The sequence below is a fragment of the Actinosynnema sp. NPDC091369 genome, assembly GCF_044757065.1.
GTDB lineage: Bacteria > Actinomycetota > Actinomycetes > Mycobacteriales > Pseudonocardiaceae > Actinosynnema.
Window position 1 is genome coordinate 1,297,076 of the sequence record NZ_JBIVUG010000001.1, and the last position, 15,284, is coordinate 1,312,359.

Genomic DNA, 15,284 nt, shown 5'->3' on the forward strand with positions numbered 1-15,284 from the left:
AGACCGGCCCCGAGGAAGCGGACGCGGAATAGTTCGCCGGCTCCGCACCCGGGCGTCACCTCGTCTTCGAACGGCCGACACGCCCGTGGTGCGCACTGGAGCCCATGGTCGCCGAACTCGTGGTCTCGCTGTCCGGCGTCGGGCCGAGCACGCTCGCCCGGTGCGCCGACCTCGCCGCCGAGCTCGACCGCAGGCGGGTGCCGTTGTCGCTGCTCCTCGCGCCGCGCCGGGCCGTGCCCGGTGAGGCCCTGGCCTGGGTGCGGCGGCGGGTGGCGGGCGGTGACGCGCTGGTCCTGCACGGCTTCGACCACCAGCCGGACCCGGCGCGCCGGGCCGTGGCGCGGCGCCGCCGCGCCGAGTTCGCCGCGCTGCCCGCGCACGAAGCGGGCCTGCGGCTGGTCGCGGCACGGGCCGCGGTGGCGCGGTTGGGGCTGGCCACGGACCTGTTCGCGCCACCCGGCTGGCTCGCGTCACCGGGCACGGTCGTGGCGCTGCGGCGGCACCGGTTCGCGGTGTGCGCGGACATGGCGGGCGTGCGGGACCTGCGCACCGGCGACGTGCGGCCGGGTCGCGTGCGCATGGTCGGCGAGCACCGGACCCACCTGCTCGCCGTCGGCCGGGCGGCACGGCGCGGCGGGCTCGTCCGGATCGGCGTGGACGCGGCGGACCTGGACCGGTTGGCGACGCGCGAGGCGCTGCTGGAGGCCGTCGACCTGGCCCTGCACCACGGCGCGTCGGCCACGACCTACAGCTCGACCGCCTCGCCGCGCGGCAGCACGACCACCTCGACGCCGTCGGGCGCGGTGCCGACCAGGACGCGGTAGAAGATCTCGGTCTGCGCCAGGACCGCCTCGTGGATCGGCACGGCCTTGCGCGGGCCGACCCGGGCCAGGAAGTCCGCCGCCTCGGAGACCTTCAGCCAGGGCGCGGCCGTGGGCACCCCGAGCACGTCGACGCGCTGCTCGGGCACGGTCAGCGAGTCGCCGGGGTGGTAGAACGCGCCGTGGTCGACCAGGTAGCCGACGTTCACCGGCAGCTCGACCCGCTCGTGGATGACCTCGTGCGGTGCGTCGACGACGGTGACGACCGAGCCGTTGACTCCCAGCGCGTCACCGGGCTCGACGATCTCCGCGCCGTCCAGGTCGAACGGGGCGAACAGCCGCGCACCCGGGTTGGCCGCGCGGACCGCGGGCAGCCTGCCGAGGTCGACGTGGTCGCGGTGCTCGTGGGTGATCAGGATCGCGTCCAGGCCGTCGACCTGCTCGAAGCCCGACGAGTACGCGCCCGGGTCGAACAGCAGCCGCGCCGCGCCGGTGTCGACCAGCAGGCACGAGTGCCCGAAGTGGGCGATCAGCATCCGGGTGCTCCTCTCTCGCGTGGCCGGTCACCCCACGTCGTGCAGCAGGGCGTCCTCCACGTGCGGCGGCAGGCCCGCGCGCCGGGTGCGGTCCAGGCCGAGGGCTCGTTCGTGCTCCAACGCGTCGACCGCCGTCTCGGCCGTGGGCCGGACCCGCAGGCCCGCGGCCAACGCGGGGCCCGCGTCGCGGAACATCATCGCCCGGTGCGACGGCGGCAGCCACAGCGGCAGCGACGTCGGCCCCATCCACGGCTCGACCCCGTGCCGCTGGAGGACCGGCTCGGGGATGCGGACCAGCACCGTGCCCGGCGGCGCCACCGCGCCCGCGATCTCGCCCAGGACCAGCGACAGCGGGTTGGCCGGGCCGACCGCGTCGTACGTGCCGGTGGTGCGCCGCTCGGCGGCGTCCACGATCCAGGCGGCCAGGTCGCGCGCGTCGACGTGCTGCGCCGGCTGGTCGGGCGCGTCCGGCACGGCCACCCGGCCACCCCGCGACAGCCGGGCGGGCCAGTACCCGAACCGGTCGCTCGGGTCGCCGGGGCCGGTGATGAGGCCGGCGCGGACGATGAACGCGCGGTCGCCGACGGCGTCGAGGACGGCGTTCTCGCTCGCGACCTTCACCGCGCCGTAGCGCTCGGACGACATCGGCGCGCCGGGGTCGTCCTCCAGCGGGGCCAGGGTGGCGGTCGCTCCGGGGACGGAGTGGTCGGAGTAGACCGAGCAGCTGGAGACGAACGTCCAGTGGTCCGCCGTCACCGATCCCAGCGCCCGCCGCACCCACGTCACCGACATCTTGGCCACGTCGACCACCGCGTCGAAGTGCGCGCCGGCCAACGGCCCCAGGTCGACGTCCCGGTCGACGGGCACGTGCACCGCCCCGTCGGGCACCCGCCCGGACTCCCCGCGCGCCGCGCAGACCACCTCGTGCCCCCGCCGCACCGCTTCGGCCGCCGTCGCCTTGCTGAGGAACACCGTCCCGCCGAGCACCAGGATCCGCATGATCCCCACCCTGCGGCGCACAACCCCGCGCCGCCACCGCGTCAGCCGACAGCGAACGGGCCGCTTGGCCGGTGGTACCAGCGGCGCGACCGAACGCACGTTCGGGCGGATCGCCTCCAGCCCGACCGCGCACGTGCCGATGATCCACTGTGAGTGTGCACGCGTTCGTGGACGAATCCCGACGAAATGACACGTACTACCTGGCCGCGGCCATCGTCCAACCAAGAGACCTCAAACGGCTTCGCGTGGGCTTGCGCGGCTTGTTGCTCCCGGGTCAGCGGGAGTTGCACTTCTACAACGAGAAACAGGCACGTCGTAGGCTGCTGGTGTCGAAACTGGTCGAGTTCGGACCCCGGGTCGACATCTACCGGGCTAGCTGCCGGCGCGGCGAGGAACCCGCTCGACAGGAATGCGTGGCGAGGCTTACCGACGACCTGCTCGACGCCCGAGGGCACCGATTGGTCTTCGACAGTCGCGAGGCACGGGATGTCCTGGACGTGCACACCGTTCGCAGTGCGCTGAACAAACGCCGCAGCGAGAACTCGCTCGTTTACGAGCACCTGGACAGCGTGGACGAACCGCTGCTCTGGCTCGCGGACACCGCCGTCTGGTGCTACGGAGCCGGCGGCGACTGGGCACGGCGTGTCGCGCCCATGATCGGCTCGGTGATCAGGCTCGACTGGCCTTAGACAGCGCGAAGCGCGGCCGCCCAACCGTCCGGGAGGGGGACCGCGCTCACTTCCTCGGCCTACTGGCCTCGGCTGTGATCAGATTAGCAGGAACGGGCACCGCGATGCCGCATCACGATCGGGTGATCTCCGGTGAACGTGTGCCGTCCGCCACCGGTGAAGTTGATGAACACCCTGGTCAGGTAGGCTTTGGCAGTACCGCCAGCCCTCCTACCTTGGAGCAGCCTGTCGTGGCCCGAGTCGTCGTCGACGTCATGCCGAAGCCCGAAATCCTCGACCCGCAAGGACAGGCGGTGGCCAACGCGCTGCCCCGTCTCGGGTTCGACGGAATCACCTCTGTCCGCCAGGGCAAGCACTTCGAGCTGGAGGTCGCCGACGACGTCGACGACGCCACGCTCGCCAAGATCGCCGAGACGTTCCTCGCCAACCCCGTGATCGAGGACTGGGTCGTGAGGCGGGTGGAGGCATGAGGGTCGGGGTCATCACGTTCCCCGGCACGCTGGACGACGTCGACGCCGAGCGCGCGGTCCGGTACGCGGGCGGGGAGGCGGTCAAGCTCTGGCACGCCGATCACGACCTCAAGGGCGTCGACGCGGTCATCGTGCCCGGTGGGTTCTCCTACGGCGACTACCTGCGCTGCGGCGCGATCGCCCGGTTCGCGCCCGTCATGACCGAGGTCATCGACGCGGCCAAGAAGGGCATGCCGGTCCTCGGCATCTGCAACGGCTTCCAGATCCTGTGCGAGGCGCACCTGCTGCCCGGCGCGCTCGTCCGCAACCACAAGCTGCACTTCGTGTGCCGCGACCAGTGGCTGAAGGTCGAGAACAACTCCACCGCCTGGACGAGCCGGTACGACCAGGGCGCGGAGATCCTCGTCCCGCTCAAGTCCGGGGAGGGCGGCTACCAGGCCGACCGGTCCACCCTGGACGAGCTGGAGGGCGAGGGTCGCGTGGTGTTCCGCTACGTCGGCGAGAACCCGAACGGCTCGCGCAACGAGATCGCGGGCATCACCAGCGCCAACGGCCGGGTGGTCGGCCTCATGCCGCACCCGGAGCACGCGATCGACGCGCTCACCGGTCCGACCGACGACGGTCTGGGCATGTTCCTGTCCCTCGTCGACTCGGTGGTGAAAGCCTGATGACCGTCGACACCGTGAAGAACGCGGAGAACACGCCGGACCAGGAGCAGCCCTACAAGGAGCTGGGCCTCAAGGACGACGAGTACGCCCGCATCAAGGAGATCCTGGGCCGCCGCCCCACGGACGCCGAGCTGGCCATGTACTCGGTGATGTGGAGCGAGCACTGCTCCTACAAGTCGTCCAAGGTGCACCTGAAGTACTTCTCCGACACGACCACCGACGAGATGCGCGCGAAGATGCTCGCGGGCATCGGCGAGAACGCGGGCGTGGTCGACATCGGCGACGGCTGGGCGATCACGTTCAAGGCCGAGAGCCACAACCACCCGTCCTACGTCGAGCCGTACCAGGGCGCGGCGACGGGTGTGGGCGGCATCGTGCGCGACATCCTGGCGATGGGCGCGCGCCCGCTGGCCGTGATGGACCCGCTGCGGTTCGGCCCGGCCGACGCGCCGGACACCCGCCGGGTGCTGCCGGGCATCGTGGCGGGCGTCGGCGGCTACGGCAACTGCCTGGGCCTGCCCAACATCGGCGGCGAGGTCGTGTTCGACGCGACCTACGCGGGCAACCCGCTGGTCAACGCCCTGTGCGTGGGTGCGATGCGGGTCGAGGACCTGCACCTGGCGCACGCCTCGGGCACCGGCAACAAGGTCATCCTGTTCGGTGCCCGCACGGGCCTGGACGGCATCGGTGGCGTGTCCGTGCTGGCCTCCGAGACGTTCGACGACACCGCGGGCAAGCGCAAGAAGCTGCCCAGCGTCCAGGTCGGTGACCCGTTCACCGAGAAGGTGCTGATCGAGTGCTGCCTGGAGCTGTTCGCCGAGCGGATCGTCGTCGGCATCCAGGACCTGGGCGGTGCGGGCCTGGCGTGCGCGACGTCGGAGCTGGCCAGCGCCGGTGACGGCGGCATGCACGTCTACCTGGACCGGGTGCCGCTGCGCGCGTCGGGCATGACGCCCGCGGAGATCCTGTCCAGCGAGTCGCAGGAGCGCATGTGCGCGGTCGTGCGGCCGGAGGACCTGGACGCGTTCATGGCGGTCTGCGCGAAGTGGGACGTCATCGCGACCGAGATCGGCGAGGTCACCGAGGGCGACCGGCTGGTGATCACGTGGCACGACGAGGTCGTGCTGGACGTGCCGCCGCGCACCGTCGCGCACGAGGGCCCGGTCTACCACCGGCCGATCGAGCGGCCCGCGGACCAGGACGCCGTGCAGGCCGACACCCCGGACCGGCTGCCGAAGCCGGCGAAGGACGAGCTGCTCGACCTGGTGAAGACCATGGCCGCGTCGCCGAACCTGGCGTCGAAGCGGTGGGTCACCCAGCAGTACGACCGGTACGTGCGCGGCGGCACGGTGCTCGCGCAGCCCGCCGACTCGGGCATGATCCGCATCGACGAGTCGACCAACCGGGGCGTGGCGCTGTCCACGGACTGCAACGGCCGCTACGCGAAGCTGGACCCGTACGCGGGCGCGCAGCTGGCGCTGGCCGAGGCGTACCGGAACGTGGCGACGACGGGTGCGACGCCGGTCGCGGTCACGAACTGCCTGAACTTCGGCTCGCCGGAGGACCCGGCGGTGATGTGGCAGTTCGAGCAGGCCGTGAAGGGCCTCGCGGACGGGTGCGTCGAGCTGGGCATCCCGGTGACGGGCGGCAACGTCAGCTTCTACAACCAGACCGGTTCGACGGCGATCCTGCCGACGCCGGTCGTGGGCGTGCTGGGCGTGATCGACGACGTCCGCCGCCGCATCCCGACCGGGATCGGCGCGGAGGCGGGCGAGACGCTGCTGCTGCTCGGTGAGACGCGCGCGGAGTTCGGCGGCTCGGAGTGGGCGCACGTCGTGCACGGGCACCTGGGCGGCCTGCCGCCGAAGGTGGACCTGGCGCGGGAGAAGCTGCTGGGCGAGGTGCTGGTGGCGGGTTCGCGCGACGGCATGCTGTCCGCCGCGCACGACCTGTCCGACGGCGGCCTGGCGCAGGCGCTGGTGGAGACCTGCCTGATCGGCGAGGTCGGCGCGCGGGTGTTCCTCGAGGGCGACCTGTTCACCGAGCTGTTCAGCGAGTCGACGGCCCGCGTGCTGGTGGCCGTGCCGCGCACGGAGGAGCTGCGGTTCACCGACATGTGCACCGCGCGCGGCCTGCCGTGGCGCAAGGTCGGCGTGGTGGACCCGGAGTCCGACGCACTGGAGATCCAGGAGCTGGGCTCGCTGCCGCTGGCCGAGCTGCGCGAGGCTTGGGAGGGCACCCTCCCGGCGCTGTTCGACTGATCCGGCGGGGTGGTCGGCCGGGATGAGCCCCGGCCGACCACCCGGCGGTCAGCCGTTGGCGAGCGCCTGGAGCCGGTCGTAGGCGCCGTTGAACTGGTTCTGGTCGATCGGCGACGACGAGTACTGCCAGAACGTGTAGAACGGCCACGCGTACGGCAGGGTGCCGACGGTGGACGAGTAGCGGGCGACCCACAGCGGGTTGGTGGAGCTGAAGTCGCCGTTCACGCACTGGGACCACCAGCTCGTGGACGTGTAGATGACCGGCCAGCGGCCGGTGCGGGCCTGGTAGCGGTCGCTGAACGACTTGATCCAGGCCGTCATGCTCGCCTGGGACAGCCCGTAGCAGGTGGAGCCGTACGGGTTGTACTCCATGTCGAGCGCGCCGGGCAGGGTCTTGCCGTCCCGGGACCAGCCGCCGCCGTTGTTGACGAAGTAGTCGGCCTGGGTGGCGCCGGCGGACCGGTCCGGCAGCGCGAAGTGGTACGCGCCGCGGATCATGCCGACGTTGTAGGACCCGTTGTACTGCTGGGCGAAGTACGGGTTGCGGTAGGTGGTGCTCTCGGTCGCCTTGACGTAGGCGAACCGCTTGCCCTGGCCCCACCAGTAGTTCCAGTCCACGTTGCCCTGGTGCCCGCTGACGTCGATGCCGTAGACGACGGCCTGGGCGCTCGGGTCGGTCGGGATGACGATGCGCCGGTCGCCGCGGCCTTCGTGCTTGGCGATCTGCGAGCCCATGGCGTGGTCTTCCACGGCGGGCGCGGCCGGCGCGGCACCGGCGGATGCGGGCGCGGTCAGGCCGAGCACGGCCAGCCCGAGCGTGGCGAGTAAGGCGGTTGCGGAGCGTGCGAGGTTGTTCATCAGGGACTCCTCGAGCCAGTGCAGGGGGTTGACTCGTTGGGCAGTGTGCGGCACCTCTAACCAATTCACCAGAGTTCGTGTTAATTAGTCACGAAAACGGAGCAACGCCGTTCAGTCGAGTGCGACCCTGCGCAACTGCGCGTCGTCGCCGTTGAAGAGGTTCTGGCCGCCGGGGAACAACCCCGGTTCCACCAGCTCGTGGACGTGTAGATGGTCGGGTGCCGGCCGGTCCGCTCGGCCAGCCGGTCGCTGAACGCCCGCACCCACGCGCCCATCTCGGCCTGGCTCAGGCCGTAGCACGTCTCGCCGTACGGGTTGTGCTCCAGGTCGACCGCGCCGGGCAGGGTCCTGCCGTCCGGCGACCAGCCGCCGCCGTTGACGGCGAAGAACTCGGCCTGCGCCGCGCCGCCCGACCGGTCCGGCAGCGCGAAGTGGTACGCGCCGCGGATCATGCCGACCCGGTAGGAGCCGTTGTACTGCTGGGCGAAGTCCGGGTTGCGGTAGCCGGTGCCCTCGGTCGCCTTGACGTAGGCGAACCGCGCGCCGTCCGCCCACGCCTTCGCCCAGTCGACGTCACCCTGGTGGCTGCTGACGTCCATGCCCGGCACCGAGACCTCGGCGCGGGGCCGGTGCCGCGCGGTGCGGCCCGGCCCCTCGTGCTTCGCGATCTGCGACCCCGCGAAGTGGTCCGCGGCGCCCTCCGGCAGCGCTTCGGCGCCCGGCGCCGGGACGGTCGCGAGCGTGATCGTGAGCGCACCCAGTCGGGCGATCATCGTGCGCAGCCGGATGTGCGTCGCCATTCGCGCCCCCATTCGGTCGGCAGTGCTGGTATGTCCGGCCTAGATCGTCCGGCCGGACGCCCACCGCCGCATCCGCAGGGCGTCACCCGTCCAGGCGCTTCAGCTCCTCCTCCGACAGCCGCAGGTGCACGGCGTCGGCCGAGTCGGAGATGCTGGCCGGCCGCGACGAGCCGGGGATCGGCACGACCTGCGGCGCCTTGGCGAGCATCCACGCCAGGCACACCTGCTGCGGGCTGGCCCCGTGCGCCCGGCCGACCTCGGCGAACGCGGCGAACCGCTCACCGAGCTGCCCGGCCGCGCTCATGCCGCCCAGCGGGCTCCACGGCAGGAACGCGATGTCCAGCTCGGCGCACAGCTCCAGCTCCGGCTCGCTGGACCGGAACGCGGGCGAGAACTGGTTCTGCACGCTCGCCAGCCGCCCGCCCAGGACGTCGTTGGCCTCGCGGATCTGCGCGGGGTTGAAGTTGGACACGCCCGCGAGCTTGATCTTGCCCGCGTCGAGCAGCTCGGCCAGCGCGCCGACGGACTCGGCGGTCGGCACCTTCGGGTCGGGCCGGTGGAACTGGTAGAGGTCGATGGCGTCCACGCCGAGCCGGCGCAACGACGCCTCGCACGCGGCCTTCAGGTACTCGGGACGCCCGTCGACGTCCCAGCCGCCGCCGGGGGTGCGGGTGTGGCCGCCCTTGGTGGCGACCATGACGCCGTCGACGCCCTTCAGCGCCTCGGCGATCAGCTCCTCGTTGTGCCCGAAGTCGCTGTCGTCGGCCGAGTACGCGTCCGCCGTGTCGATCAGCGTCACGCCCTTGTCCAGGGCGGCGCGGATCGTCTCGACGGACCGCGCGCGGTCGGGACGGCCTTCCAGCGACATCGGCATCGCGCCCAGGCCGATGGCGCTGACCTCGACCCCTCCGATTCGGCGAGTCAGCATGGGTGGCATACCTCCGTGTGTCGCGGTTGTGCTCCTCCAGCTTGGGCGGTACTCATTAAGCTGTCCAACAGAAGAAGCTGATGCAATTCAGCAGTACGGGTGATGAATCGTGGAACTCCGGCAGCTCGAGTACTTCGTGGCCGTGGCCGAGGAGTGCCACTTCACGCGCGCCGCCCGGCGCATGCACGTCGCCCAATCGGGTCTTTCCGCGTCGATCCGGGCGCTGGAGGTCGAACTGGGCGCGCCGCTGTTCGTGCGCAGCACCCGCCAGGTCGAGCTGACCCAGGCCGGACGCGCGCTGCTGGTCGAGGCGCGGCGGGTGCTGGGCACGATCGACGCGGCGCGGGACGCGGTGGCGGCGGTGCAGGGGCTGCTGCGCGGCACGCTGGCCGTCGGCAGCATCCAGTGCCTGCACGCCGTGCACCTGCCCGCCGTGCTGGCCCGGTTCCACGAGCTGCACCCCGGTGTGGAGCTGCGGCTGCGGCAGGCGGGCTCGGGCGAGCTGGTCGACCTGGTCCGCACCGGGCGGCTGGACCTCGCGTTCGTCACCTCGGGCCGGGCGGTCGAGGACCTGAGGGCGTCCACCCTGTCCAGCGAGCCGCTGGTGCTGGCGTGCGCGCCGGAGCTGCCGTTCGCCGAGCGGGAGTCGGTGCGGCTCGCGGAGCTGGCCGGTCAGTCGTTCGTGGACTTCAACCGCGACTGGGGCACGCGCGACGACGTGGACCGCGCGCTGGCCACCGCCGGCGTGGACCGCAAGGTCGCCGTCGAGGTCAACGACGTGCACTCGCTGCTCGACTTCGTCGGCTTCGGCCTCGGCGTCGCGCTGGTGCCCGCGTCGTTCGCGGCCAAGCAGACCCGGGCCCGGTTCGTGGACCTGGTCGACGCGCCGACCGCCGAGACCTCCGTGGTCACCACGCCCACGGTGAGCGCTGCCGCGTCAGTCCTGCTGGACATGGTCCTGGAGGCGGGCCGGGGGCTGTCCGTCGCCGGTTAGCCGCCAGCCGGCCGGGTCGTTGCGGAACGCGGTGCCCGGCAGCACCTCCAGCGCGCCGACCTGCTCGTCCGGCGGTTGCGGCGCGACGTGCAGGAACGTGCCGACCTTCGCGCCGGTCACGTTCACCTCGCCCTTGAAGGTGGTGTCCTGGAACGAGATGCCGCCGTCGAGCCTGGCGTCGCGGAGGTTCAGCCGGCCGTGGAACGTGGCACCGGAGAACAGCGCCGGCTTGCTCAGCTCGGCCCCGCCGAACTGCGTGATCCCGTAGAACTGCGCCCGGCGGGCGACGAGCCTGCCGAAGCGGCGGCCCTCCAGCCGGAAGTGCACGAGCTTCGCCCCGGTCAGGTCGAGCTGGTACGGCGCGTCGTCCGCGTCCTCGCCCCAGGGCAGCATGTCCGTGATGAGCCGCTGCGCGGTCATCCGGACGGTCATCTCGTGCTCCTCCTCGGGCGGGACGGCGCGCTCCTCGCCGAAGAACGCCTGCTCGGGGTCCTCGGGCTTCGCGTCGATCGCCGCGTGCTGGAACGGCCGCCGCAGGTACGCGCACAGCACGCTCAGCACGGTCTGCTTGTACCGGGGCGCGGTGCGGACCAGGCCCGCGAGCGCGTGCATCGCGCCCACCCTGACCTGGTCGGCCTCGTTGCCGAGCAGCTCGACCGCCCGCGCGAACCGCTCGTCGGCGACCTTCTCGCTCTCCAGGTCGTGCCGCGCCTCTTCGGTGCGCCGCCGCCGGTCGTTGAGCCACAGCGCGTACAGCGCGACGATCGCGCCGCCCGCCAGCCCGCCGGTCTTGATCGCCTCCGCCTTCGGCTGCCTGGGGTCGACCAGGATCAGCACGGCGGTCGTCGCGATCGTCACCACCACCGCGGCGAGCACGCTCGCCACCAGCAACCAGCGTCCCCGCACGTCAGCTCCTGACCAGTCCGAGGCCGCGGTCCTCGCGGCGCTCCACCACCCAGCCCTCGGGCAGCGTGTTCTCGTGCTCCAGCGACACGTGCATGGCGATCGTGCGCCCCACCGCCGGACTGGCCGGCCTCAGGGTGAGGCCCCCGGTGAACCGGGCCTGCTCGAAGTCGATCGGCTCGGCGAACTCGCAGCCCTCGAACGTGACCGGCCCGGTGCACGCGACCCCGGCGAACTTGGTCGGGCCGAGGAACTTCGTGGCGCTGAAGTCGACGGCTTGGTCGCCGGTGAACCGGCTGAACCACGCCTTGCCGCGGAACACCGAGTCGTGCAGGTACAGCCGGCTGTGGCTCACCACGTCGGTGAACCACGCGCCACCGTGCACGACCGCGTGGTGGAAGGCGTTCGACTGCCGCAGGTGCGCCGCCCGCAGGACCAGGTCGCCGACCTGGCGGTGGGCCAGGTCGAAGTACTCCAGGTAGGCCCTGGTCAGGTCCAGGTTGTAGCGCGGGGCGTCGGCGACGTCGGCCCGGGGCAGCAGGTCGGCGATCAGCCGCTGCGCGGTGAGCCGCACCTCCAGCTCGCGCTCGTCCCGGACCGGCTCGTCACCCTTCACCGCCACGTCGAACGGTCGCCGCAGGTAGGCGCACAGCACGTCGAGCACGGTCTGGGTGTACTCCGGGCGGGACCGCGCGAGCCCGGCGAGGGCGTGCATCGCGCCCACCCGCACCTGCTCCGCGTCGTGACCGAGCAGTTCCACCGATCGGGCGAACCGCTCGTCCGCGACCCGCGACCGATCGTGTTCGGCCCGCGCGTTCTCCAGCTTCTGCCGCTCGGACTCGATCGCCTGCCGGTCCTCGTCCGTGCGGCGCCGCCGGTCGTTCAGCCACAGCGCGTAGAGCGCGACGACCGAGCCGCCCGCCAGGCCGCCGGTCTTGATCGCCTCGTGCTCGGGCGCGTTCGGGTCCACGGCGAACAACCAGCCCGTGACCAGCAGGAACGCGCCGACGGCACCCAGCACGACGGGCATCACCGCGCTGCGCTCGCGTCGGTGCTCGACCAGGAGCCAGACCAGCGCCGCCACCGCGGCGACCGCGCCCGCGATCCACAGGTGCCTCACAAGGCTGTCATTCTTCCCGGTGATCACCTCGGTGTCGGGTGATTGGAGAACTCCGGCAAACCGACGGTGTGCTAACTCACCGGATTGGCCCATGATGTGGGTGTCACCGCAACGGTGGGAACACGAGCACGTCAGAGGAGAGATCTCGGGTGGACAGCGTGGAGCGGCCCAACTGGGCGCCGGGGGACATCGACCTGGCCCGCCCGAGCATCGCGCGGGTCTACGACTACTGGCTCGGCGGCGCGCACAACTTCGCCGTCGACCGGACCGTCGCCGACAAGGTCCTGGCCGACGTGCCGATCATCAAGAGCATCGTGCTCAACCACCGGGCGTTCCTGCGCCGCGCCGTGCGGTTCATGCTGTCGCGGGGCATCCGCCAGTTCCTCGACCTGGGCTCCGGCATCCCCACGGTCGGCAACGTGCACGAGATCGCGCAGGCCACCGACCCGTCCGCGCGGGTCGTCTACGTCGACGTGGACGCCGTCGCGGTCGCGCACAGCCGGGCCATCCTGACCGGCAACGAGCTGGTGAACGTGCTCCAGACCGACGTGCGCGACGCCAAGCAGGTGCTGTCCTCGGCCGAGGTGCAGGGGCTGCTGGACTTCGACGAGCCGATCGGCGTGCTGATGATCGCCCTGCTGCACTTCGTGCCGGACGCCGAGGACCCGTGCGGGATCGTGGCCGACTACCGCGACGCCCTCCCCGGAGGCAGCTACCTGGCGATCTCGCACGCCGGGTTCGAGGAGGGCGAGTGGGACCCGGCGTGGGACGAGGCGAAGAGCGTCTACAACCGCGGCGTCAGCGAGATGTGCTTCCGACCGAAACGCGAGGTCGAGGTCATGTTCGACGGGTTCGAGCTGGTCGAGCCGGGCGTGGTGCGGCTGCCGCTGTGGCAGCCGGAGTCGCCGGACGACGTGGACGAGGGCGCCGCGCACTTCATCAGCTTCGGCGGCGTCGGGCGGAAGGTCTGATGGACGGCCGCGGCGCCGAGCGCGGGCCCGGCGCGGTTGTCGACCGCGCCCCGCGACCGGCCGTATCCTCTGGGTTGTGGCGGTAGGCCGGCGGACATGACGGAACAGGTTGACCATCGGGTGGCAGCACCGGGCCGATCGAACCTCGACCCCGCCGTACTGGCCGGGGCGGAGTCCTTCGCCCGCACCTGGGCCACCGCGGTCATCGGGAGCAGCTACGTCCCCATGACGAGGGCCGAGGTCGCCGAGCACCTCCAGGCGTTGACCGAGGTGCTGGTGCACGCGCTGCACGCCGGCCCGTTCCGCACCGCGCCCGGCTACGAGATCGGCGCGCGCCTGGTCGAGGCGCACTTCACCGGCACCGACACGCTGGGCCGCACCGTGCAGCTGCTCGGCGACGACCTGCTCGGCGAGCTGGGCATCCAGCCCGACGAGCTGATGCGGTCGCGCCTGGCGGCGTTGCAGGGCGCGTTGGCCGCCGGCTACGCCCGTGCGCTCCGCGAGCGCACGCTGGCCGAGCAGGAGGCGATCCGCGCGGCCGTGCTGGACGCCCGCGACCAGGCCGAAGCGGCGTTGCGCGCGTCCGAGGCGCGGTTCCGGGCGATGTTCACCGAGGCGGCGATCGGCATCGGCATCGCCGACATCGAGGGCCGCATCCTGGACGTGAACCAGGCGTTGCAGGACATGCTCGGGTTCAGCGTCGAGGAGATGCGGCAGTACAACATCCGCGACCTGATGCACCCCGAGGACGGCGGCAACGTCTGGCGGCTGTACGACCAGCTCACCGCGGGCGAGTGCGACCACTACCGGGCCGAGAAGCGGTTCCGCCGGGCGGACGGCGAGCAGGTGTGGACGCACCTGACGCTGTCGCTGGTGCGCGACGACCACGGCGACCCGCAGTACCAGGTGGCGATGATCGAGGACGTCACCGACCGCCACCTGCTCCAGAACCGGCTGCGCTACCAGGCGCTGCACGACCCGCTGACCGGCCTGCCCAACCGGGCGCTGTTCCTGGAGCGGCTCGGCCGGGTGTTCAACAACCGGGCGCGCCACCGCGCCGGGCTGTGCTACCTGGACCTGGACGGGTTCAAGGTGATCAACGACAGCCTCGGCCACGACATCGGCGACCAGCTGCTGGTCGAGGTCGGGCGGCGGCTGGACCACTCGGTGTCCGGCGAGGGCAAGCTCGTCGCCCGGATGGGTGGCGACGAGTTCGTCATCCTGGTGGAGGGCTCGCGCGACACGCAGGACATCGTCAACGTCGCCGACCGGGTGCTGCGGGAGCTGGAGTCGCCCATCCGGATCGGCGGGCACGAGCTGACCGTGTCGGCGTCGATCGGCATCGTGGAACGCGCGCTGTCCGGCACCACGGCGGCCGACCTGATGCGCGACGCGGACATCACGCTGTACTGGGCGAAGGCGGACGGCAAGTCGCGGTGGGCGCTGTACAACCCGGAGCGCAACGCCAAGGAGGTCGCCCGGTTCACCCTGTCGGCGACGATGCCGGCGGCGCTGGAGCGGGACGAGTTCTACGTGGACTACCAGCCGCTGGTGCGGCTGGAGGACAGCACGGTGGTCGGCGTCGAGGCGCTGGTGCGCTGGCAGCACCCGGAGTTCGGCCGGCTCGCGCCGGACCGGTTCATCGAGCTGGCCGAGGAGACCGGCCTGATCGTCCCGCTGGGCCGGTGGGTCCTGCGGCGGGCGTGCGAGCAGGCGCGGCGGTGGCTGGAGGAGTTCGGCGACTCCGCGCCGTTCGTGTCGGTGAACCTGGCCGTGCGCCAGTCCCGCGACCCGGAGCTGGTGCGGGACGTGAAGCGGATCCTGGACGAGTGCGCCCTGCCGCCGCACCACCTCCAGCTGGAGCTGACCGAGAGCGCGATCATGGGCACCGCCGACGAGCCGCTGGAGGCGCTGCGGGCGCTGTCGGAGATGGGCGTGCGGATCGCGATCGACGACTTCGGCACGGGCTACTCCAACCTGGCCTACCTCAAGCACCTGCCGGTGCACGAGCTGAAGATCGCGGGCTCGTTCATGGAGGGCCTGCGCGCGGCCGACGAGGAGGACGCGGTGGACGTCCAGATCGTCTCGACGCTCGTGCAACTGGCCCACGCGCTGCAACTGGGCGTCACCGCCGAGGGCGTCGAAACCCCGGCCCAGGCCAAGCGCCTGCACCGGATCGGCTGCGACACGGGCCAGGGCTGGTTCTTCGCCAAGCCGATGAAGCCGGAGGAGATCGACGAGCTCCTGCGCCGCTAGGCCGGTTCGC

The 15,284-nt window shown here is 71.9% G+C and carries 15 protein-coding genes; 8 read left to right on the forward strand and 7 right to left on the reverse strand.

Features of this window, described 5'->3' with window-relative positions; translation table 11 throughout:
• Positions 1-104: 104 nt before the first annotated feature.
• On the forward strand, positions 105-824 hold the full coding sequence (locus ACIQMJ_RS06425) for a DUF2334 domain-containing protein (protein ID WP_499759910.1): 720 nt from the start codon (positions 105-107) through the stop codon (positions 822-824).
• Here ACIQMJ_RS06425 and ACIQMJ_RS06430 read toward each other — a convergent pair.
• Both ACIQMJ_RS06430 and ACIQMJ_RS06435 read right to left on the reverse strand, forming a co-directional pair.
• A complete protein-coding gene (locus ACIQMJ_RS06430) occupies positions 746-1,357 on the reverse strand; it encodes an MBL fold metallo-hydrolase (protein ID WP_499759911.1) in 612 nt (203 codons plus the stop codon). The genes ACIQMJ_RS06425 and ACIQMJ_RS06430 overlap by 79 nt on opposite strands.
• 27 nt (positions 1,358-1,384) lie before the next feature.
• Positions 1,385-2,356: an NAD-dependent epimerase/dehydratase family protein gene (locus ACIQMJ_RS06435; protein ID WP_499759912.1), complete on the reverse strand. Its 972-nt coding sequence runs from the start codon at positions 2,354-2,356 to the stop codon at positions 1,385-1,387.
• A gap of 155 nt (positions 2,357-2,511) precedes the next feature.
• Between ACIQMJ_RS06435 and ACIQMJ_RS06440 the strand changes: the two genes are divergently transcribed.
• The 4 genes from ACIQMJ_RS06440 to purL all read left to right on the forward strand — a co-directional run bounded on the left by ACIQMJ_RS06440 (position 2,512) and on the right by purL (position 6,444).
• On the forward strand, positions 2,512-3,045 hold the full coding sequence (locus ACIQMJ_RS06440) for a hypothetical protein (protein WP_499759913.1): 534 nt from the start codon (positions 2,512-2,514) through the stop codon (positions 3,043-3,045).
• A gap of 230 nt (positions 3,046-3,275) precedes the next feature.
• Positions 3,276-3,515: a phosphoribosylformylglycinamidine synthase subunit PurS gene (purS, locus tag ACIQMJ_RS06445; RefSeq protein WP_033428368.1), complete on the forward strand. Its 240-nt coding sequence runs from the start codon at positions 3,276-3,278 to the stop codon at positions 3,513-3,515.
• On the forward strand, positions 3,512-4,183 hold the full coding sequence (gene purQ / locus ACIQMJ_RS06450) for a phosphoribosylformylglycinamidine synthase subunit PurQ (RefSeq protein ID WP_499759914.1): 672 nt from the start codon (positions 3,512-3,514) through the stop codon (positions 4,181-4,183). The genes purS and purQ overlap by 4 nt, the downstream gene beginning before the upstream one ends.
• Positions 4,183-6,444, forward strand: a complete 2,262-nt coding sequence (gene purL, locus ACIQMJ_RS06455; protein ID WP_499759915.1) for a phosphoribosylformylglycinamidine synthase subunit PurL — start codon at positions 4,183-4,185, stop codon at positions 6,442-6,444. Before purQ ends, purL begins: the two co-directional genes overlap by 1 nt.
• A 48-nt stretch (positions 6,445-6,492) precedes the next feature.
• On the opposite strand, the gene ACIQMJ_RS06460 is transcribed toward purL, so the two are convergent.
• The 3 genes from ACIQMJ_RS06460 to ACIQMJ_RS06470 form a co-directional block, all read right to left on the reverse strand.
• On the reverse strand, positions 6,493-7,302 hold the full coding sequence (locus ACIQMJ_RS06460; protein ID WP_499759916.1) for a lysozyme: 810 nt from the start codon (positions 7,300-7,302) through the stop codon (positions 6,493-6,495).
• Between the two features lie 80 nt (positions 7,303-7,382).
• Complete coding sequence (locus tag ACIQMJ_RS06465) at positions 7,383-8,102, reverse strand: GH25 family lysozyme (protein WP_499759917.1); 720 nt, start codon at positions 8,100-8,102, stop codon at positions 7,383-7,385.
• An 82-nt stretch (positions 8,103-8,184) separates the two neighbouring features.
• The gene (locus ACIQMJ_RS06470; RefSeq protein WP_499759918.1) at positions 8,185-9,030 is read right to left on the reverse strand and encodes an aldo/keto reductase; all 846 of its coding nucleotides are present in this window, start codon (positions 9,028-9,030) and stop codon (positions 8,185-8,187) included.
• Positions 9,031-9,139: 109 nt separating this feature from the next.
• Here ACIQMJ_RS06470 and ACIQMJ_RS06475 point away from each other — a divergent pair, with 109 nt between their 5' ends.
• Complete coding sequence (locus ACIQMJ_RS06475) at positions 9,140-10,024, forward strand: LysR family transcriptional regulator (RefSeq protein ID WP_499759919.1); 885 nt, start codon at positions 9,140-9,142, stop codon at positions 10,022-10,024.
• On the opposite strand, the gene ACIQMJ_RS06480 is transcribed toward ACIQMJ_RS06475, so the two are convergent.
• Positions 9,968-10,930, reverse strand: coding sequence for a pentapeptide repeat-containing protein (locus ACIQMJ_RS06480; protein ID WP_499759920.1), 963 nt, complete (start codon positions 10,928-10,930; stop codon positions 9,968-9,970). The two genes, ACIQMJ_RS06475 and ACIQMJ_RS06480, sit on opposite strands and share 57 nt — an antisense overlap.
• A gap of 1 nt (position 10,931) precedes the next feature.
• Positions 10,932-12,047, reverse strand: a complete 1,116-nt coding sequence (locus tag ACIQMJ_RS06485; RefSeq protein ID WP_499759921.1) for a pentapeptide repeat-containing protein — start codon at positions 12,045-12,047, stop codon at positions 10,932-10,934.
• 149 nt (positions 12,048-12,196) lie between these two features.
• On the opposite strand from ACIQMJ_RS06485, the gene ACIQMJ_RS06490 reads away from it, so the two are divergent.
• Together ACIQMJ_RS06490 and ACIQMJ_RS06495 are read left to right on the forward strand one after the other, a co-directional pair.
• Positions 12,197-13,018 (forward strand): SAM-dependent methyltransferase, encoded by an 822-nt coding sequence (locus ACIQMJ_RS06490; protein ID WP_499759922.1) that lies wholly within the window; start codon positions 12,197-12,199, stop codon positions 13,016-13,018.
• A gap of 96 nt (positions 13,019-13,114) precedes the next feature.
• Positions 13,115-15,274, forward strand: a complete 2,160-nt coding sequence (locus ACIQMJ_RS06495; protein WP_499759923.1) for a putative bifunctional diguanylate cyclase/phosphodiesterase — start codon at positions 13,115-13,117, stop codon at positions 15,272-15,274.
• The last annotated feature ends 10 nt before the right edge of the window (positions 15,275-15,284 follow it).